The organism is Leptothrix mechoopdaensis (SeqCode) (assembly GCF_053893855.1).
Genome location: NZ_CM132699.1, coordinates 402,943 through 418,941 on the forward strand (window position 1 = coordinate 402,943; position 15,999 = coordinate 418,941).

General features: G+C 71.4%; 21 protein-coding genes. 7 read left to right on the forward strand and 14 right to left on the reverse strand.

What is annotated here, in order from left to right; translation table 11 throughout:
* The first annotated feature begins 35 nt into the window (after positions 1-35).
* The 6 genes from ACWA7K_RS01830 to ACWA7K_RS01855 all read left to right on the forward strand — a co-directional run bounded on the left by ACWA7K_RS01830 (position 36) and on the right by ACWA7K_RS01855 (position 6,334).
* Positions 36-1,364, forward strand: coding sequence for a formylmethanofuran dehydrogenase (locus ACWA7K_RS01830; protein ID WP_456165077.1), 1,329 nt, complete (start codon positions 36-38; stop codon positions 1,362-1,364).
* Positions 1,361-3,067: a formylmethanofuran dehydrogenase subunit A gene (locus tag ACWA7K_RS01835; protein ID WP_456165079.1), complete on the forward strand. Its 1,707-nt coding sequence runs from the start codon at positions 1,361-1,363 to the stop codon at positions 3,065-3,067. Before ACWA7K_RS01830 ends, ACWA7K_RS01835 begins: the two co-directional genes overlap by 4 nt.
* Positions 3,068-3,114: 47 nt before the next feature.
* A complete protein-coding gene (gene fhcD / locus ACWA7K_RS01840; protein ID WP_456168654.1) occupies positions 3,115-4,071 on the forward strand; it encodes a formylmethanofuran--tetrahydromethanopterin N-formyltransferase in 957 nt (318 codons plus the stop codon).
* A complete protein-coding gene (locus ACWA7K_RS01845; RefSeq protein ID WP_456165081.1) occupies positions 4,068-4,979 on the forward strand; it encodes a formylmethanofuran dehydrogenase subunit C in 912 nt (303 codons plus the stop codon). The genes fhcD and ACWA7K_RS01845 overlap by 4 nt, the downstream gene beginning before the upstream one ends.
* Before the next feature lie 36 nt (positions 4,980-5,015).
* Positions 5,016-5,558 (forward strand): formaldehyde-activating enzyme, encoded by a 543-nt coding sequence (fae, locus tag ACWA7K_RS01850; protein WP_456165083.1) that lies wholly within the window; start codon positions 5,016-5,018, stop codon positions 5,556-5,558.
* A gap of 65 nt (positions 5,559-5,623) precedes the next feature.
* Complete coding sequence (locus tag ACWA7K_RS01855) at positions 5,624-6,334, forward strand: HAD family hydrolase (protein WP_456165085.1); 711 nt, start codon at positions 5,624-5,626, stop codon at positions 6,332-6,334.
* A 15-nt stretch (positions 6,335-6,349) separates the two neighbouring features.
* Here the strand turns inward: ACWA7K_RS01855 and ACWA7K_RS01860 are convergent, their stop codons facing one another.
* From ACWA7K_RS01860 to ACWA7K_RS01900, 9 genes are all read right to left on the reverse strand, one after another.
* Positions 6,350-6,766, reverse strand: a complete 417-nt coding sequence (locus ACWA7K_RS01860; protein WP_456165087.1) for a type II toxin-antitoxin system VapC family toxin — start codon at positions 6,764-6,766, stop codon at positions 6,350-6,352.
* A complete protein-coding gene (locus tag ACWA7K_RS01865) occupies positions 6,763-6,999 on the reverse strand; it encodes an AbrB/MazE/SpoVT family DNA-binding domain-containing protein (protein WP_456165089.1) in 237 nt (78 codons plus the stop codon). Before ACWA7K_RS01865 ends, ACWA7K_RS01860 begins: the two co-directional genes overlap by 4 nt.
* A gap of 77 nt (positions 7,000-7,076) precedes the next feature.
* Positions 7,077-7,478, reverse strand: a complete 402-nt coding sequence (locus ACWA7K_RS01870; RefSeq protein WP_456165091.1) for a type II toxin-antitoxin system VapC family toxin — start codon at positions 7,476-7,478, stop codon at positions 7,077-7,079.
* A gap of 18 nt (positions 7,479-7,496) precedes the next feature.
* Positions 7,497-7,748 (reverse strand): antitoxin, encoded by a 252-nt coding sequence (locus ACWA7K_RS01875; RefSeq protein ID WP_456165093.1) that lies wholly within the window; start codon positions 7,746-7,748, stop codon positions 7,497-7,499.
* 121 nt (positions 7,749-7,869) lie between these two features.
* Complete coding sequence (locus ACWA7K_RS01880) at positions 7,870-8,415, reverse strand: thioredoxin family protein (RefSeq protein WP_456165095.1); 546 nt, start codon at positions 8,413-8,415, stop codon at positions 7,870-7,872.
* A complete protein-coding gene (locus tag ACWA7K_RS01885; protein WP_456165097.1) occupies positions 8,412-9,341 on the reverse strand; it encodes a quinoprotein dehydrogenase-associated SoxYZ-like carrier in 930 nt (309 codons plus the stop codon). The genes ACWA7K_RS01880 and ACWA7K_RS01885 overlap by 4 nt, the downstream gene beginning before the upstream one ends.
* Positions 9,342-9,354: 13 nt before the next feature.
* On the reverse strand, positions 9,355-10,374 hold the full coding sequence (locus ACWA7K_RS01890) for an MBL fold metallo-hydrolase (protein WP_456165099.1): 1,020 nt from the start codon (positions 10,372-10,374) through the stop codon (positions 9,355-9,357).
* On the reverse strand, positions 10,375-10,923 hold the full coding sequence (locus tag ACWA7K_RS01895) for an SRPBCC family protein (RefSeq protein ID WP_456165101.1): 549 nt from the start codon (positions 10,921-10,923) through the stop codon (positions 10,375-10,377). It abuts the gene before it with no gap.
* Positions 10,924-10,985: 62 nt separating this feature from the next.
* Positions 10,986-11,999, reverse strand: a complete 1,014-nt coding sequence (locus ACWA7K_RS01900) for a cytochrome D1 domain-containing protein (RefSeq protein ID WP_456165103.1) — start codon at positions 11,997-11,999, stop codon at positions 10,986-10,988.
* A 36-nt stretch (positions 12,000-12,035) separates the two neighbouring features.
* Here ACWA7K_RS01900 and ACWA7K_RS01905 point away from each other — a divergent pair, with 36 nt between their 5' ends.
* Positions 12,036-12,641, forward strand: a complete 606-nt coding sequence (locus tag ACWA7K_RS01905) for a DUF3280 domain-containing protein (RefSeq protein ID WP_456165105.1) — start codon at positions 12,036-12,038, stop codon at positions 12,639-12,641.
* A gap of 5 nt (positions 12,642-12,646) precedes the next feature.
* On the opposite strand, the gene ACWA7K_RS01910 is transcribed toward ACWA7K_RS01905, so the two are convergent.
* The 5 genes from ACWA7K_RS01910 to ACWA7K_RS01930 form a co-directional block, all read right to left on the reverse strand.
* Positions 12,647-13,528, reverse strand: a complete 882-nt coding sequence (locus tag ACWA7K_RS01910; RefSeq protein WP_456165107.1) for a quinoprotein dehydrogenase-associated SoxYZ-like carrier — start codon at positions 13,526-13,528, stop codon at positions 12,647-12,649.
* Positions 13,529-13,541: 13 nt separating this feature from the next.
* Positions 13,542-13,922 (reverse strand): hypothetical protein, encoded by a 381-nt coding sequence (locus tag ACWA7K_RS01915; protein WP_456165109.1) that lies wholly within the window; start codon positions 13,920-13,922, stop codon positions 13,542-13,544.
* Between the two features lie 66 nt (positions 13,923-13,988).
* Positions 13,989-14,723, reverse strand: a complete 735-nt coding sequence (locus ACWA7K_RS01920) for a hypothetical protein (RefSeq protein ID WP_456165111.1) — start codon at positions 14,721-14,723, stop codon at positions 13,989-13,991.
* Positions 14,720-15,565 carry a quinoprotein dehydrogenase-associated putative ABC transporter substrate-binding protein gene (locus ACWA7K_RS01925; protein WP_456165113.1) on the reverse strand — a complete coding sequence of 282 codons (846 nt, stop codon included), beginning with the start codon at positions 15,563-15,565 and terminating at the stop codon, positions 14,720-14,722. The genes ACWA7K_RS01920 and ACWA7K_RS01925 overlap by 4 nt, the downstream gene beginning before the upstream one ends.
* Positions 15,562-15,966 (reverse strand): c-type cytochrome, encoded by a 405-nt coding sequence (locus ACWA7K_RS01930; protein ID WP_456165115.1) that lies wholly within the window; start codon positions 15,964-15,966, stop codon positions 15,562-15,564. The genes ACWA7K_RS01925 and ACWA7K_RS01930 overlap by 4 nt, the downstream gene beginning before the upstream one ends.
* Positions 15,967-15,999: the final 33 nt, after the last annotated feature.

Below are 15,999 nucleotides of genomic sequence, written 5' to 3' on the forward strand. Positions count from 1 at the left end.
TGCCTTCCACGATCCCCACGAGTCCAGGGACCTTCATGAACGCCACGTTGTCCAGCCCCGATCCGGTCGAGTCGGCGAGCCCAGGCTTGCCGGTCTGGACCTGCCCGTTCTGCCCCCTGCTGTGCGACGACGGCACGACCTGCGAGCGGGCCCATGAGCCACTGGCGCGGCTGACGGCGGTGTCCGGGCGCCGCGAGGCACTGTCGCCGCGCATCGGCGGGCGTCCAGCGACGACCGACGAGGTCCTCGACGCGGCAGCGGCGCTGTTGCAGCGGGCCGGCCAGCCGCTGATCGCCGGCTGGGGGTGTGACGTGGCCGGCGCGCGGGCGCTCTACACGCTGGCCTGCCGCACCGGCGCCATCAGCGATGCCGGTGCCGACGCGGCCGCCAGCGAGGCCCAGAGCCAGGCCCTGCGCGCCTTGCAGGATCGCGGCGGCTACACCACCACGCTGGCCGAGGTGCGCGAGCGCGCCGAGCTGATCGTCTTCATCGGCAGCTGGGCACCGGCCCGTGCGCCGCGTCTGCTGGAACGGTCGCTGCAAGGCCGGGTCGGCCGCCCGCCGCGGCTGGTCCACCTGGGTCTCCCCGACGAGGCCGACGCGGTGCCGTCCAACGTCCCCGGTGAGGGCGGTCTTGTGGTGCCGGTGGAGCATCTGACCTTCACGGGCCTCGGCACCGGTCCGGCCGCTCTGGCCGACCTGGCCGACCTGTCACTCGCGCTGAAGCTGCATGTCGACGGCCGGTCCGCCGCCGACCCCGTGCTGACCGCGCTCGCGGCCGACCTGCGGGCGTCGCCCTATGCCGTGCTGGTCTGGGAACCGGCGCGGCTGGGGCCCCATGCGGCGCTGGTGATCGAGCGGCTGCAGCAGGTCATCGCCCGCCTGAACGCGACGACCCGCGCCGCCGCGCTGCCGATCGGCGGCGCCCAGGGCACGTTGACGGCGCAACAGGTGCACACCTGGCTCAGCGGCCTGCCGCTGCGCAGCCGTGTCGGTCCGCGCGGGCTGGAACACGACCCGCTGCGCTACGGCGCGGCCCGGTTGCTGGCCGATGGCGCCGTCGATGCGCTGCTGTGGATCGGCGCCTTCCCCGCCATGCCGCCGCCCGCATCGACCTTGCCGCGCGTGCTGCTGGTCAGCGCCGACGTGGCCGCGCAAGCCGGTGCCTGTGGCGACGAGACCGATGCGGTCGTGATCCCCGTGGCGACGCCGGGCGTGCAGCATGGAGGGCACCTGTTCCGCACCGACACCGTCGTGCTGTTGCCGCTGCACCCGTCGCCGGCGGCGCCGGTCGGACTGGCGGGGCTGCCGTCGGTGTCCCGGGTCGTGGCCGACCTGCTGATGCGGCTGGAGGGATCGGCATGACCGCCTCGACGGCACCGCTGCAGACGCTGATCCGCGGCGTCCGTGTCCATGACCCGGTGCAGGGCGACGACGGGCAGACGCGCGACCTGGCGATCCGCGACGGCCGCTTCGTCACGCCGCAGCCGGGCGAGCCGGCGCTGCAGGTGATCGACGCCAGCGGCTGCATCGCGATGGCCGGCGGCATCGACCTGCACACCCACATCGGCGGCGGCAAGGTCGACCTGGCCCGGCTGCTGCTGCCCGAGGACCACCGCGACGCACGCGGCCAGCCCTGCGCCCGATCGGACAACCCGCTGGAGCTGGACGCCTGCGGCCATGTCACGCCCGGCACGCTGGCGACCGGCTACCGCTACGTCCAGATGGGCTACACGGCGGCCTTCGAGCCGGCAATGGTGGCGGCCAATGCGCGCCATGCCCACATGGAGATGGGCGACACGCCGATCCTCGACCACGGCGCCTACGTGATGCTGGGCAACGACGAGCTGTTCCTGCAGCGGCTGGCCGAAGGCGCCCACCCCGACGAGCTGCGCGACCTGATCGGCTGGGCCCTGCACGCGACCAAGGCGATGGGCGTGAAGGTGGTCAACCCAGCCGGCATCTCGGCCTTCAAGTTCAACCAGCGCAAGCTCGACGTCGACGAGGGCCACCGCCACTGGGGCGTCACGCCGCGCCAGGTCGTGCATGCGCTGGCGCAGGGCCTGCACACGCTGGGGGTGCCGCACCCGCTGCACATCCACGGCAGCAACCTGGGCGTGGCCGGCAACATCGGCTCGACGCTGGCCATCATCGACGCGCTCGAAGGCCTGCCCGCGCACCTGACGCACGTGCAGTTCCATGCCTATGGCAACGAGGGCCCGCGCAAGTTCTCGTCGGCCGCGCTGCAGCTGGCCGAGGCGGTCAATGCGCATCCGGAGATCAGCATCGACGTCGGCCAGATCATGTTCGGCCAGACCGTGACGGCCTCGGGCGACACCATGCGCCAGCACGCCAACGCCGGTCTGGCCAGCCCGCGCAAGTGGATCGGCTCGGACATCGAATGCGATGCCGGCTGCGGCGTGGTGCCGTTCCGCTACCGCGAGCAGAGTTACGTCAACGCGCTGCAATGGGCCATCGGGCTGGAGCTGTTCCTGCTGGTGCGCAACCCGTGGCAGGTGGTGCTGACGACCGACCATCCGAACGGCGGCCCGTTCACCAGCTACCCGCACCTGATCCGGCTGCTGATGGACCGGTCGTTCCGCCACGAGCAGCTGGCGAAGCTGCATCCGGATGTCGCCGCGCAGAGTGCGCTGAAGGACATCACCCGCGAGCTGACGCTGCAGGAGATCGCCGTCATGACCCGCGCCGCGCCGGCCCGTTTGCTGGGGCTGCAAGACCGTGGCCGGCTGGGCGTGGGGGCGGCGGCTGACCTGGCGATCTACCGCGAGGACGCCGACCGCGAGCGCATGTTCACGACGCCCGAATGGGTCTTCAAGGACGGCCGGCTGGTGGCGCGGCAGGGCCGCATCGTCGCCGCGCCGGTGGGCGGCACGCACTACGTCGAACCCGACTACGACCGCAGCTTCGACCGCACGATGCGCGAGCGCCTGCGCCGCCATGGCTCGGTCAACCCGGACCATGCCGTGATCGGCCGCGACGAGCTGTGCGCCTGCTGCAACGGCGGCACGCTGCTGCCCACCGCCTGCTTCACCGGAGAGGCGGCATGACGACGTCCACCCAGTCCCCACCGATGTCGCCACCGATGTCGCCGCTGATGCCGCCGCTGGTCGATGGCGCGTTGCATGGCGTGCGCATCGACGACTCGTTCGCCGAGGCCTTCCCGATACGGGCGACGCGGCTGATCGTCACCGCCCACAACCTGACCTGGGCCCGCCATGCGGCGGTCGCGACGACCGGCTTCGCGACCTCCGTGATCGCCTGTGGCTGCGAGGCCGGCATCGAGCGCGAGCTGACGCCCGACGAGACGCCCGACGGCCGGCCCGGCCTGGCGCTGCTGCTGTTCGCGATGAGCAGCAAGGAACTGGGCAAGCAGATCGAGCGCCGGGTTGGCCAGTGCGTGCTGACCTGCCCGACCACGGCGGTCTATGCCGGCCTGCCGCCGGATGCGACGCCCGAGCGGGTCGCGCTGGGCCGCAACCTGCGTTTCTTCGGCGACGGCTGGCAGAGCGGCAAGGTCATCAACGGCGAACGCTACTGGCGCGTGCCGGTGATGGACGGCGAGTTCGTCGCGCAGGAATCGACGCCGATGCTCAAGGCCGTGGGCGGCGGCAACCTGCTGCTGCTGGCCCGCGACACCGACAGCGCGCTGGCGGCGGCCGAGGTGGCCGTCGCGGCGATGCGCGCGGTGCCCGGCGTGGTCATGCCCTTCCCGGGCGGCGTGGTGCGATCGGGCTCCAAGGTCGGCAGCAAGTACCCGGCGCTGGGCGCGTCGACCAACGACGCCTTCTGCCCGACGCTGGTCGGCCTGGTGCGCCACACCGAACTCGATGCTGGCGTGCGCTGCGTGATGGAGATCGTCATCGACGGCCTGACCGAGGCGGCGGTCGGCGAGGCCATGCGCACCGGCATGGTCGCGGCCTGCACGCCCGGCATCGGACCGGGCGCGGCGGGCGGGCTGCTGCGCATCTCGGCCGGCAACTACGGCGGCAAGCTCGGGCCCTTCCACTTCCACCTCAGGCGCCTGCTGGGCGAGACCGGAGCGGCGGCATGAACGGCCATCGCCTGACGTTGAGGTCAGAGGCTTCAAGCCTGGCCCTGCGCCTGGACCTGCGCGGCGTGTTGCCCGATGTCCTGGCCTCGTTGTCATCGGACGAGATCGGCCGCCTGCCCATCGGCTGCGGCCGGCACCTGCAACCGCTTGCCGACCACTTCGACATCGAGCCCTTCGACGCCCCCGTGCCGACGCTGCACCTGCACGGCGACCGGGCCGCGCTGGCCCGCGTCGACCACATCGGCGAGGGCCTGGCCGGCGGCGTGCTGGACGTGTTCGGCGATGCCGGCGACCACGTCGGCAGCGGCATGACCGGCGGCGAGCTGCGCGTGCGTGGCAATGCCCGTGACCTGGTCGGCTGCGAGCTGGCGGGCGGGCGGCTGCGCGTCGATGGCGACGTCGGCGCGGCCTGCGGATCGGCCCGGCCCGGTCACCTTGACGGCATGCGCGGCGGGCTGCTGCTGGTGGGCGGATCGGCCGGCGAGCGGCTGGCCGACCGGATGCGGCGCGGCACGCAGATCGTTGCCGGCGACGTCGGCGAACACGCCGCCTCCCGGCTGGTGGCCGGCACGCTGGTGATCGGCGGCGCGCTGCGCGGCCGTCACGCCGGCTGGGGCCAGCGGCGCGGCACAGTGGTCTGGCTGGACGCGGCCCAGGCGCAGCGCTGGCGCGACGCGCCGCCGCCCGGCCACGTCATCGCCCAGGCCGATGCGCCAGTGGCGTGGGCGCTGATCGCGCGCGACCTGCGGCGCATCGGGGCCGAGGCTGTTGTGGACGCGGACCCCGTCTGGACACCCCTCGCCGCCCGGCTGGCCGCCTTGCCGGCGATGCCGCCACCGCAGCGTCTGCTCGGCGACATCGGCGTCGACGGGCTGGGCGAGTGGCTGCTGGCACCGCTGCAAGACTGAACCTGAACCCTTCACCCAAAACCTGGAGCCACCCGCATGACCTTCCCCGTTGCGCCCTACACCTTCCACGCCGGCGAGGCGACCGTTCTGGCTGCCGAGGGCCAGGCGACCGACGCGATGCCCGAGATCCTGATCGGCCGCGTCGACGGCCCGGTCGGCCAGGCCTTCGCCAACATGCTGGCGCAGAGCAAGGGCCACACGGCGATGTTCGCGATCCGCGCCTGCAACCAGATGGTCCGCCCGGCCACGATCACCGTGCCGAAGGTGACGCTCAAGGACAGCGCCAACATCGACCTGTTCGGCGGCGTGGTCCAGAGCGCCACGGCCGACGCGGTGCTCGACAGCGTCATCGACGGCGTGATCCCGAAGGACCTGGTGGACCAGCTGTGCATCATCAGCCTGGTCTGGATCGACCCGCGCTGCGCCAAGGATCCGAACCTCGACAAGAAGGACATGTACCGGACCAACTACGAGGCGACCAAGCTGGCGATTCGCCGCGCGCTGCGCCATGAGCCGTCGATCGACGAGCTGATCGCCAACCGCAGCACGATCCGCCACGACATGGACGACTGGAGCTGATCCGGCGGCACCTTGCGCGGATAAGCTGGCGGCCCCTTTGCCGAGCACGCGCCCTTGCGCCCGACATGACCCCGCCGACCCCTGTTCATGCCCCGGCCCCCGGGCCGACCCTGGCCCTGTTCGACCTGGACCACACGCTGATCCCCTTCGACAGCGGCATGGCCTGGACCCGCTTCCTGATCTCGCGCGGGCTGCTGCCGGCCGATGCCGAGCGGCGCTACCTGGGCTATGCCGGCCAGTACGTCGCCGGCACGCTGGACATCCACGAGATGCACGCCAGCAACCTCGCGCCACTGGTCGGCCAGCCGCTGGCCGAACTGCGCCGCTGGCAGGGCGCCTTCGAGGTCGAGATGGCCGGCCGCATCCCGCAGCCGATGCGCGCGCTGGTGCGCAGCCACATCGCGGCGGGCCACCACTGCGCCATCGTCACGGCGACGACCCGCCTGATCGCCGAACCCGTCGCCCGCCTGTTCGGCGTGCGCCACCTGCTCTGCACCGAGGCCGGCCGGCGCACCGATGCCGATGGCACCGAGTGGATCGAGCCGCACATCGTCGGCCAGCCCTGCTACCGCGAACACAAGATCGCCCACGTCGAACGCTGGCTGACGACGATCGGCGCGCCCGTGCTGGCCGAGGCGGGCCACAGCGTCTTCTACTCCGACTCGGCCAGCGACCTGCCGCTGCTCGAAGCCGTGCGCGAACCCGTCGCCGTCCGCCCCGACCCCCGCCTGCGCGAGATCGCGCTGGCACGCGGCTGGCGGATCGTGGAGGGCTAGGCGGGGCTGGCCCTGTCAGCCCGGCACGACCACGGGCGGTGCGAGGCCCAGTTTCTTCGCACGGCGCGCGAACTTCCGGTCGTCGAACGAGGCGACCTGGTCGCAGCTCCGGTATGCCGCATGGTGCAGCGCATCCGCGAAGTCCAGGCCACCGGCGACGTTGGTCACCGCCTGTTCGACCAGCGACCGGTCTTCCACCGTGACGTTCGGCATGTTGAGCAGGTGGGCGATCACGGACATGCACTGACCGGCGTCAAAGCCGTAGTAGCCCCGCATGACCCATTCAAGCTCCAGCACGACGGAACGGCTCACCATCAAGGGCCGGCCGGATTCGATCAGCTGGCGCGCCTGCACACGCTGTGCTGCCGCTTCCACATCCGAGCTGTCCTCGATGAAATAGCGTGCCAGCACGTTCGTGTCGAGTCCGATCATGGCTTGAGCAACGTCGCAGGATCGAGATCGGCCGGGACCGCCGGCCGAGCGCTCTTCAGCAGCCCGAAGCCGCTGCCTTCGGTGTCGGGCACGGCATGGCTCTGGACCTGCAGTTCCACCCGATCACCCACCACCACGAAGGCGACCCGACTGCCCTTGCGGATGCCGAGCCGTTGCCGGACTTCCTTGGGAATGGTGACCTGGCCCTTGCTGGTGACGGACGTGACATCCATGACGGACTCCGAAGTACGTGTATTACCGAGTAATACTAACCCGTCAGGCGGGGCCTTCACCACCCCCTTCACCACCCTCACGGCAGCGCCCATTCCTCCACCGCCAGCCCCGGCACACGGTGGAACTCACGGGCGTTGTTCGTGATCAGCACGCTGTCTTCGGCCAGTGCGTGGGCCGCGATCATCAGGTCCATGCCGCCGATCGGCCGACCGGCTCGTTCCAGTGCGGTGCGCACGCTTGCGTAGTGGTGGGTGGCCTCCAGCGGCCAGGGACGCAGGTCAAAGCCGGACAGCCAGGTTTCCACCGCCGACTGGAATCGTGGCTGACCCAGCTTCGCCGCGCCGAAGCGAAGCTCGGCGGCGACGATCGACGAGAGCCACAGGTCCTGCCGATCCAGCTTCGCGAAACGCTCGATCATTTCGGGCGGATGGCGTCGCAGGATGTAGCTGCAGATGTTGGTGTCGAAGGTGCGGCGCATGTCGGCTCGGGCCTCGGCTCAGGTCCAGTCGCGTTCCTGGGCCGGCGGGTCCTGGCGGTCCGACAGGAAGTCGTCCGGCAGCCGTTCGGTGCTGTCGTAGAAGCCTTGCAGCCACGCGCCCATGTCCTGTTCCGGTGGCACCTGAGGCTGCAGCCACAGGGCCGAGCCGATCTGTTCGACCCGCACCTCCTTGGCCTGGAGCCGCAACTTGGCCGGCAGGCGCAGCGCCTGGCTGCGCCCGCTCATGAAGATCCGTGCGGTGATGCCCATGGGACGACCTCGGTGTGATATGACGTCGTCATATTACTGGGGTTCTCGCTTGGATGCCAACGTCGACCTGCCACACCCGACGGTTCTGCGGCCTCGGTTCTCCGGCCTCAGTTCTCCGGCCTCAGTTCTCGAGCCTCAACACCTCCAGCTGCTCATCCACCGTCTCGAACGTCCCCGTGCCGGCCGGCATCTGCATCAGCGGCTGGCCGTCGGGGTCGAGCAGCCAGACGCTGGGGTAGACCAGCATGCGGGCGCGCTGGTCGCCGATGGCGCGCTGGAAGTCGGCGTAGGGCAGGCGGTGGCGGTCGCTGCGCAGGATCATCCGGGCGGCCGTGACCGACAGCTGGCTGCGCAGGTCGACCACCAGGTACTTCTCGCGGAAGTGCGGCAGCAGCTCGGTCGCGTGGGCGCTCAGGAAGGCCTCGTAGCGGCGGCAGAACGGGCAGTCGCTGGCGCCGAGGTACACGAACAGCCACTTGCCCTTCGCGCGGGCCTGGGCCTGGGCCGGGCGCAGGTCGAATTCGAGCCGGTTGCCGTCCTGCTGGGTCGGCTCGACGACGATCGGGGCATAGGGTGCCGGCAGGGCGGCCCGGGCGGGAAGGCCGATCAGCACGAGCATCGCGGCCAGGCAGGCGAACCGCCGGCCGGCGCGGCCGGGCGTGGTCATGCGGCCCCCGCGCGGTCCAGGTCCAGCTCGCCTCGGGTGTGCAGTTCCTTGCTGTCCTCGACCTCGGCGCTGAGACGGCCCAGGCTGCCTTCGGGCGGCACGGCCAGCTGGAAGCGCCAGCTCGGGTTCTCGCTGACCGAGAAGTCCATGTCGGCATCGAACACCCGCCGCTCGCCCAGCCGGACCTGGATGTTGCGCACGAAGTGCGGCGGGATGTACATCACCGTGACCTGGTTCAGCTCGAAGCCGGTGTCGTTCGGGTGCAGCACCGTCAGGTCGACGGGCGTGCCGCCGGCCGTGCCGCGCTGCAGGCCTTCGGGCAGGCGCAGCAGCGTCTTGCCGATCAGGTGAGGCGACTCGCGGTTGGGCGGCGCGCTGCAGCCGCCGGAGACCTTCACGTAGCGCGAATCCATGTGCAGCGTGCCGTCGTCAAGCTGCTGGATGACGCGGATGTGGCTGTACTCGTCGACCCGCAGCCGGGTCTCGAAATGCGCCGGCCCGAGCGCCTCGCCGAGCGTCAGCGTGGCGGCCACCGGCGACGGGTTCTTGTCGACCAGCAGCGTCATGCGCTGGACCCGCCGGCGGTCGCCGGGCGCCAGCTTCGAGACCACCCGCACCGGCACGGAAGCCCCGTAGGCGGCCCGCAGCGGCACGATCAGCTGCACCTGGCTCTCCGCGCCTGCCGCGATCGTCTGACGGCCGTACAGGCGCTCGCGCAGCGTGTCCCACTGCGGCGAGCTGTCGCCATGCCCGACGTTGGTCGGCAGACCGCCGACGGCGGCGTGGGCGGGCTGGTCCAGACCCAGACCCAGGCCGAGCCCCACGGCGCCGCCCAGGCCGCCCAGGCCGCTCAGGCCGGTCAGCAGGGCGCGACGCCGTCGCGGATCGACGGTGCGGTCGGCAGGCGAAGGCGGTTCGGGACGCATGGCGTGCTCCTGTTCAGCGGCCGAGCATGAGCACACGCTCCTGCCGCAGGTAGACGACCGAGGCGTTGCGCCGATGGGTGCTGTCCAGCCGGGCCCAGTCGGCGAACTCGGGCAGGGTGCTGGCGTCGGCGACCTCGCTGAGCGCCGTGCCGCTGCGCAGCAGCTCGGCGGTGCGGGCTTCCAGCTGGTCCAGGTAGCGGCGCTCCAGCCGGATCAGCTCGGCCGCATCGCCGGCCGGGCCGTGGCCGGGCAGGGCCTGGTGCGGACCCAGGCGCGCGACCTTCTCCAGCGCCAGCCGCCAGCCCTTCAGGTCGGCGTCCTGCACGTCGGGAATGGTGCGGGCGTCCAGCAGCGCACCGGCGATCAGGCTGGCGCTGCGCACGTCCCACAGCGCGGTGTCGCCGGGGCTGGCGGCCAGGTCGCCGGTGATCGGTGCGATCAGCCGCAGCGGCCGGCCGATGTCGGGCAGCGGCACCAGGCTGGCGTCGGCGTCGCGGGCGTCGAACAGGTGATCGGGCCGGGGCACGCGGGTGCCGGCCATCTCGTCGTCGCCGAGCTGGCGCTGCAGCGCCTTCAGGCAGGTCTCGCAACGGCCGGCCATCAGCCGGGCGGCGTCGCGGTGCATCCAGACCGGCACGCCGGCGTCCTGGAAGGCGGTCGCGCCGAAGATGAACTCCTGCATCGCATGGGTCAGCAGCAGGCCGCGCACGGGCTGGTCGGTCAGCTGCCGGACGCGGGCGAGCAAGGCCTCGCCGTCGCGCCGCGACACGCCGGCATTGACGACCAGCGCGCCGCGTTCGCCGACCAGCAGCGCCGCATTGCCGATCCGGCCGCGGTTGGCCGGGTCGACGTCACCGGCGTGGCCGCGCAGCAGCCAGACACCGGCGGCGACCTGCTGCGGCGCCGGGCGTTCGGGCGGTGGCGGGACGGCCGGTGCCGCCTCGCGCGCACCGTCGAGCGCCGCGCAGCCGGCCAGCCAGGGCAGGGCGAGCAGGCCCAGGGCCTGACGACGCGAGGCCCGGGCGTCGGTCATTCAGCGCCCCTCGGCCAGCGACTTGAGCTGCTTCAGGCCGGCCTGGTAGACGCCGGTGATCGCGGCCACGGCGGCCTCGTCGTTCTGGTCCGGCGGCGGGTCGTTGTTGGGGTAGCCGCGGTAGAAGGCGCCGCGCCACTCGACGCCGGACTTGCCGCCCCCGGCGTCGCTGACCTGGATCTGCGAGGTGTAGTTGGTGACCGGCAGCGCGCCGCCGTCCTTGGCGCGGTAGGCGTAGCGCATCTGGGCGTCGTCGTGGTGTTCCAGCGTCTCGATCAGGCCGCCGCCGCCCTTGAGCGTCAGCGTGCGCACCGAGCCGACCTCGTTGCCCTTGTCGGCGGGGCTCGACGCGACAGCCGGATGCCAGTCCTTCAGCGCATCGAAGTTCCGGATCAGGCCCCAGACCTTGGCCGGCGGCGCGTCGATCTCGATCTTCTCGGTGACCTTCTGGCGCGTCGGGCCGTGGGCGGCGGCGCCCAGGGAGGTCGCGGCGACCAACAGGCCGGCGATGGCGGCCAGGTGCCGACGGCGGCTGCTACGTTCGGACATCTCGGTGTCTCCTTCGGGGGGTGTGTTCGAGTGGGCACAAGGCCACGCATCGTGGCGGTTGATCAGTCGGGCGGGGCGCCGATGAAGCGGCCGAAACCCCTGCTGTTCGAGCCGGTCGGCACGGTGGCCAGCGTGCGGCCGCTGGCGGCGTCCAGCACGACCAGGTTGTCGTCCATCCAGTTGACGACGTGGATCTGCCCGCCGTGGGCGGCGATGCCCTCGGGGTAGGCGAAGCCTTCCAGCGTGCGCAGCGGGGCGAGCGTCTCGGCGTCCAGCACGCTGACGCTGTCGGCGCGCTGGTTGGTCACGTAGACGAGCCGCCCGTCGCTGCTCAGCGCCGCGCCATAGGGCGCCTTGCCGACGGCAACGCGGCGCAGCAGCGCGCCGGCGCGCAGGTCGAACACGCTCAGGTCATCGCTGTAGACGTTCAGCACGAACAGGCGCTCGCGGGCCGCGTCCAGCATCAGCGCGAACGGATGGGCGCCAGTGGTCCAGCGGGCGATGACCTCGCCGCGCACGACGTCGACCACCGCGACACGGTCGTCGTCGCGTTCGGCGACGAACACGCGCCGGCCGTCCGGATGCGCCAGCACGCCGGCCGGGTAGTGGCCGACCGGCACGCTCATCAGGGGCGCCGCATCGGGCCGGTCGATCGCGTCCGGGTCCAGCACCAGCAGCCGATGGCGCGACCAGTCGGCGGCATAGAGGCGCCGGCCGTCGGGCGAGAGATCCAGCCCCATCGGCCCGCCACCGCCGACACCTGCGGCCAGCCGGCCCAGCACGCGCGGGCCGCGCATGTCGATGACCGACACGGTGCCCGCCTCCGGATGGCCGACGTAGACGCGCCCGGTCACGCCCGAGGCCACCACGCCGGCCGGCGACTTGTCGACCTTCAGCGTCGACACGACCCGGCGCGTGGCCAGGTCGACCACGCTGACGTCGTGGCTGCCCTGGTTGGTGACATAGGCGAACGGCGCGGCGACGGCCGGCAGGCTCATCGAGTGAGCCAGTGCGGCGATGACGGGGAGCGCGATCCGCGTGACGACGGCACGGACGCTGCATGCATGCCACCCCACCGGGACAGTCTGTGCCAACCGAGCCGAAAGCGCCTCATGAACCTGCTGATGCAAGCCTTGCCGACGATCCGAACCACCCTGGCCCGCCGGGCCGGTCCGAACCTGGGCGGCCTGCTGGCGATCGGCCTGCTGGCGCTCTGCCTGACAGGGCCGGCCCGCGCGGCGGAGGTCGAAGCGAACACGCTGGCCTTCCTCGGCTTCGAGCTGATCGACGACCAGCCCGATCCGGAGCGCCTGCCCGGCCTGCGCGAGCGCCTGGCCGCGATCGACCGGCAGATGGCCGACGGGCTCGATCAGCGCGGGCTCTACCGCTTGCGGGACCTGGCCCCGGCGCAGGCCGCGCTGCAGGGCGCGCGCGACACGAACGAGTTCCTGCACCGCTGCAACGCCTGCCTGGGCGAGATCGGCGCGGCGGCCGGCGCGCGGCTGGTCGGCGTGGGCTGGGTGCAGCGCGTCAGCAACCTGATCCTCAACGTCAACCTGGCGATCTGGGACGTCAGCGACCCGGCCGGCGACCGGCAGGTGCTGACCAAGTCGGTCGACATCCGCGGCGACAACCTCGAATCGTGGCGACGCGGTGTCGCCTACATGCTGCGCGACATGGTCGAGCGGCGCGAACGCCAGCCGCGCTACGGGCTGTGAGCGTGTCATGACGTCAGGCTGGCCAGCGTGGCCTTGCCTTGCCATTCATGGCCCTGGGTGTCGCTCACTTCGGCCCGCAGCCCGCCCGGGCCGCGCGGCACGAAGACCAGCCGCAGCGTCGGGTTCTCGCTGATCGCGAAGTCCAGGTCGGCCGACAGCAGCAGGCGGTCGCCCTGCCACAGCTTCGCGCTGCGCACGAACTGGGCGGGGGTGAAGTGGCGCGTCAGCTGGTCCATCGCCATGCCCGAATGGTTCGGGTGGCTGACCATCCATTGCAGCGCCAGCGGCTGGCCCTCGACCGGCGGCGTGGCGGTGCGGAACTGCATCCGGCCCATCGCGGCGCGCATCGCGGCCTCGTCGCCGCCGGGCGGGGCCGAACAGCCGCCGGAGGACTTCACGTGGCGCAGCGCCATGCGCAGCGAGCCGTCGGCCGATTCGGCCACGACCCGCACGAAGCTGTAGTCGTCGACCCGCACGCGGGTCTCGATCTCGGGCAGCGCACCGTCGGCCGGCAGGTCGAACACGGCCGCGATCGGCGACGGGTTGTTGTCGATCACCAGCGTGAGGCGGCGGATGCCCTGCGGGCCGGACGGCGCCAGCGCACTGCGCAGCGTGATCGGCACGAAGGCCGGGTCATCGGCCCGTCGCGGCGCGTTCAGCGACAGCTCGACCGGGCCGGCATCGGCACCCGACTCGACCGTGCGGATCGGCCGATCGCCCCACAGCGACGTGCGCACCTGGCGCCAGCGCGGGCTGGCCTCCGGCCGGGTCGATTCGCGGTAGATGCCGACCTCAGGCTCGGCCGCACGGGCGCTGTCCGGCCGCATCGACAGCCAGACCAGCCCGGCTCCAGGGAGCAGGCGCAGGACGTGGCGGCGGGACGGCATGTTGGCGGCCCGCTCAGCGGACCACGTAGCAGGACTTCTTGGCCTTGGCCATGACCCCGCGATAGCGGCGGATCTCGTCCTGCAGCTTCTCGGTGTCGCGGATGTAGCTGCCGCGTTCACCGCCGATGGTGTTGGCGTTCAGCGCGGTCGACATCTCGACGTAGTCCTCGAACTTCAGCTCGGTGGCCATCTGGTCGAAGGCGCAGGCGCACTTGTTGACCATCTCGTAGAAGCCGCCGGGATGCTCGCGCAGGCAGGCCTGGACCCAGATGAAGCGCTCGGACGTCGGGTACTCCTCCAGCGCGGCCGATGCGGGCAGCGCGGCGGCGAAGGTCAGCGCTGCCAGTGCGACGCGGACGGTGGCGAGGGCTCGGGACTTGCGGAGGGACGGCATGGTGGGGTGCGTCTGGCGGTGCGTGGACGGGATGAAGGGAATGACGCGAGTCCGGTCGACCGGCGCTCAGCCCGGTGCCGGCCAGGCGGGCGCCTGGGCGCCGTCGATCAGCAGTTCCTCGTCCAGCACGGGCGGTGCGCCATCCGCGCCGGCCACGCCGCTGCGGATCGACACGACGGTGCCGGGCACGGCATCGGACAGCACGAAGACGTACTGCTTGGTGGCCAGTTGCGTGAAGCGGTCCTTGTTCGGGTCGTCGCGGTAGGGGCGGATCAGGATCTGCCGCGCCGGCACGGTCTTGCCGCGGTACTGGACCTCGATGTCGCTGACCGTCGCGGCCTCGTACAGGGCCATGCGCAGGCGCTTGCGGAAGTAGCTGGCGGAGCCCTTGGTGCGGCGGTTCATCTCGCGGATGTCGCGCTCCAGGAAATACAGCGTGACCGGGTTGCCCTCGGCCTGCTCGACCTCCGGCAGCGACAGGCGCCGCGGGCCGCTGAGGAACTCGCCGCTGGCCTTGCAGCAGCCGCCGCCCTTGGCCAGCGCCTCGATCGAGATCGTCACGCGGTCGTCGAAGTTCGGCTCGTCCTTGAGCGTGCTGGCCTGGTGGAAGTGGTAGCCGATCTTCGCGGGCAGCTTCAGCTTCGCGAACTGCGGCGACATCAGCAGCAGCTTCTCGGCCTGCGAGAAGTCCTGCACGTTGCCCGATGCGGCGGCCGGAGCTTGTGCCCTCGCTGGCGCGGCCAGCGCGAACGACGTCGCCAACATCAGCGCAGACAGGCGCATCAGCACGGTGTTCGTCATGGCAGCACGGTCCCGCCTTCGGCGACCAGCGGCACGCGGAAGTCGCGCAGGATCGCGGTGATCTCGTCCTTGCGCGTCTCCAGCAGCTTCTCGACCTGCTGCTTCCATTCGCGCTCGCCGTAGCGCACGCCCATCGCCATCTCGTAGTCGAAGCGCACGCCGGGCTCGGACTTCATCGGCAGCACCGCCAGGCGCGGCTCGCTCACGCGCTTGGCGAAGAAGCCCGCGATGGGGCCCCAGACGATCGCCGCGTCGACCTTGCCGGCGGCGAGTTCCTTCTCCAGCAGTTCGCCCGGGTACTGGGCCGGGTCGGGGCTCATCATCTGGTAGGGCACGCCCTGGTCGACCATCGCGTGGCGGGCCAGCCAGGCCGATGCCGGCGTGCGGTCGTACAGGCCGATGCGCAGCTTGTTGCGGCGTTCCGGCGGCAGCGCCAGGAAGTCGTCGATGCTCTTGACGTCGTCCAGCCCGCGACCCTGGGCATAGACCAGCGCATAGGTCGAGCGGTAGTAGGGCCTGGTCACGGAGACCTGGTCGAAGCCGACCGGCACGCCCATGACGATGTCGCAGCGGTAGTCCTCGCCAGGCAGCTTGTAGCGCAGCGTGTTGCGGATGAAGGCCAGCCGGGCCGGGAACGAGTAGTACTCGACCGGCAGCCCCAGCGCCTTGCCGAACAGGTCGGCCAGACGGTTCTCGATGCCCTCGGCGGCGAGGTTCGAGAACGGCAGGTTGTTGGGGTCCTGGCAGACCTTCAGCACCTTGCGCTCGGGCTCTTCCTGCGCACCGGCGGGCAGGGCGGCAAACGCGGCGCAGGCCACCAGCACGAGGCTGCGGATGATCATTTGGCTTCTTCCACCTTGGAACGGGTGATGGCGCCGTCGGAGCGGCCCTTCAGGTAGGCGTAGAGGTGATCGATGTTGTCCATCACCGTCTGGCTGGTGCCGAAGCTCTGCATGCCCTTCTCGAGGCGGCCGTCGCGCACGGTCTTGACGAACTCTTCCTTGGTCAGGACCTTCAGGCTGTTGACCAGCGACGGGCCGACCATGCCTTCCTGGTTCGCGCCGTGGCAGCGGTCACAGGCCGCCTGACGCCAGGTGCGGAAGCCCTTCATCGTGTTGGCATCGACCTTGTAGCCGTCGACCACGGTGTAGAGCGGCGTCTCGACCTTTTCCTGGGCCTGCGCGGCCGGGATGACGACGGCACACAGGAGGGCGAGGGTGCGGGCAGGGGCGGCGATTCTCATGACGTGTCGGATTCAGGGATTCATCGGGCAGGA

What these genes read in the sequence shown, in the direction of transcription:
- fae (WP_456165083.1), top strand. Translation starts at nt 5,016, where the DNA reads ATGACCTTCCCCGTTGCGCCCTACACCTTCCACGCCGGCGAGGCGACC.
- ACWA7K_RS01835 (WP_456165079.1), top strand. Translation starts at nt 1,361, where the DNA reads ATGACCGCCTCGACGGCACCGCTGCAGACGCTGATCCGCGGCGTCCGT.
- ACWA7K_RS01915 (WP_456165109.1), bottom strand. Translation starts at nt 13,922, where the DNA reads ATGCCGTCCCTCCGCAAGTCCCGAGCCCTCGCCACCGTCCGCGTCGCA.
- ACWA7K_RS01855 (WP_456165085.1), top strand. Translation starts at nt 5,624, where the DNA reads ATGACCCCGCCGACCCCTGTTCATGCCCCGGCCCCCGGGCCGACCCTG.
- ACWA7K_RS01870 (WP_456165091.1), bottom strand. Translation starts at nt 7,478, where the DNA reads ATGCGCCGCACCTTCGACACCAACATCTGCAGCTACATCCTGCGACGC.
- fhcD (WP_456168654.1), top strand. Translation starts at nt 3,115, where the DNA reads ATGCCGCCGCTGGTCGATGGCGCGTTGCATGGCGTGCGCATCGACGAC.
- ACWA7K_RS01895 (WP_456165101.1), bottom strand. Translation starts at nt 10,923, where the DNA reads ATGTCCGAACGTAGCAGCCGCCGTCGGCACCTGGCCGCCATCGCCGGC.
- ACWA7K_RS01920 (WP_456165111.1), bottom strand. Translation starts at nt 14,723, where the DNA reads ATGACGAACACCGTGCTGATGCGCCTGTCTGCGCTGATGTTGGCGACG.
- ACWA7K_RS01930 (WP_456165115.1), bottom strand. Translation starts at nt 15,966, where the DNA reads ATGAGAATCGCCGCCCCTGCCCGCACCCTCGCCCTCCTGTGTGCCGTC.
- ACWA7K_RS01910 (WP_456165107.1), bottom strand. Translation starts at nt 13,528, where the DNA reads ATGCCGTCCCGCCGCCACGTCCTGCGCCTGCTCCCTGGAGCCGGGCTG.
- ACWA7K_RS01830 (WP_456165077.1), top strand. Translation starts at nt 36, where the DNA reads ATGAACGCCACGTTGTCCAGCCCCGATCCGGTCGAGTCGGCGAGCCCA.
- ACWA7K_RS01875 (WP_456165093.1), bottom strand. Translation starts at nt 7,748, where the DNA reads ATGGGCATCACCGCACGGATCTTCATGAGCGGGCGCAGCCAGGCGCTG.
- ACWA7K_RS01890 (WP_456165099.1), bottom strand. Translation starts at nt 10,374, where the DNA reads ATGACCGACGCCCGGGCCTCGCGTCGTCAGGCCCTGGGCCTGCTCGCC.
- ACWA7K_RS01905 (WP_456165105.1), top strand. Translation starts at nt 12,036, where the DNA reads ATGAACCTGCTGATGCAAGCCTTGCCGACGATCCGAACCACCCTGGCC.
- ACWA7K_RS01880 (WP_456165095.1), bottom strand. Translation starts at nt 8,415, where the DNA reads ATGACCACGCCCGGCCGCGCCGGCCGGCGGTTCGCCTGCCTGGCCGCG.
- ACWA7K_RS01845 (WP_456165081.1), top strand. Translation starts at nt 4,068, where the DNA reads ATGAACGGCCATCGCCTGACGTTGAGGTCAGAGGCTTCAAGCCTGGCC.
- ACWA7K_RS01925 (WP_456165113.1), bottom strand. Translation starts at nt 15,565, where the DNA reads ATGATCATCCGCAGCCTCGTGCTGGTGGCCTGCGCCGCGTTTGCCGCC.
- ACWA7K_RS01860 (WP_456165087.1), bottom strand. Translation starts at nt 6,766, where the DNA reads ATGATCGGACTCGACACGAACGTGCTGGCACGCTATTTCATCGAGGAC.
- ACWA7K_RS01865 (WP_456165089.1), bottom strand. Translation starts at nt 6,999, where the DNA reads ATGGATGTCACGTCCGTCACCAGCAAGGGCCAGGTCACCATTCCCAAG.
- ACWA7K_RS01885 (WP_456165097.1), bottom strand. Translation starts at nt 9,341, where the DNA reads ATGCGTCCCGAACCGCCTTCGCCTGCCGACCGCACCGTCGATCCGCGA.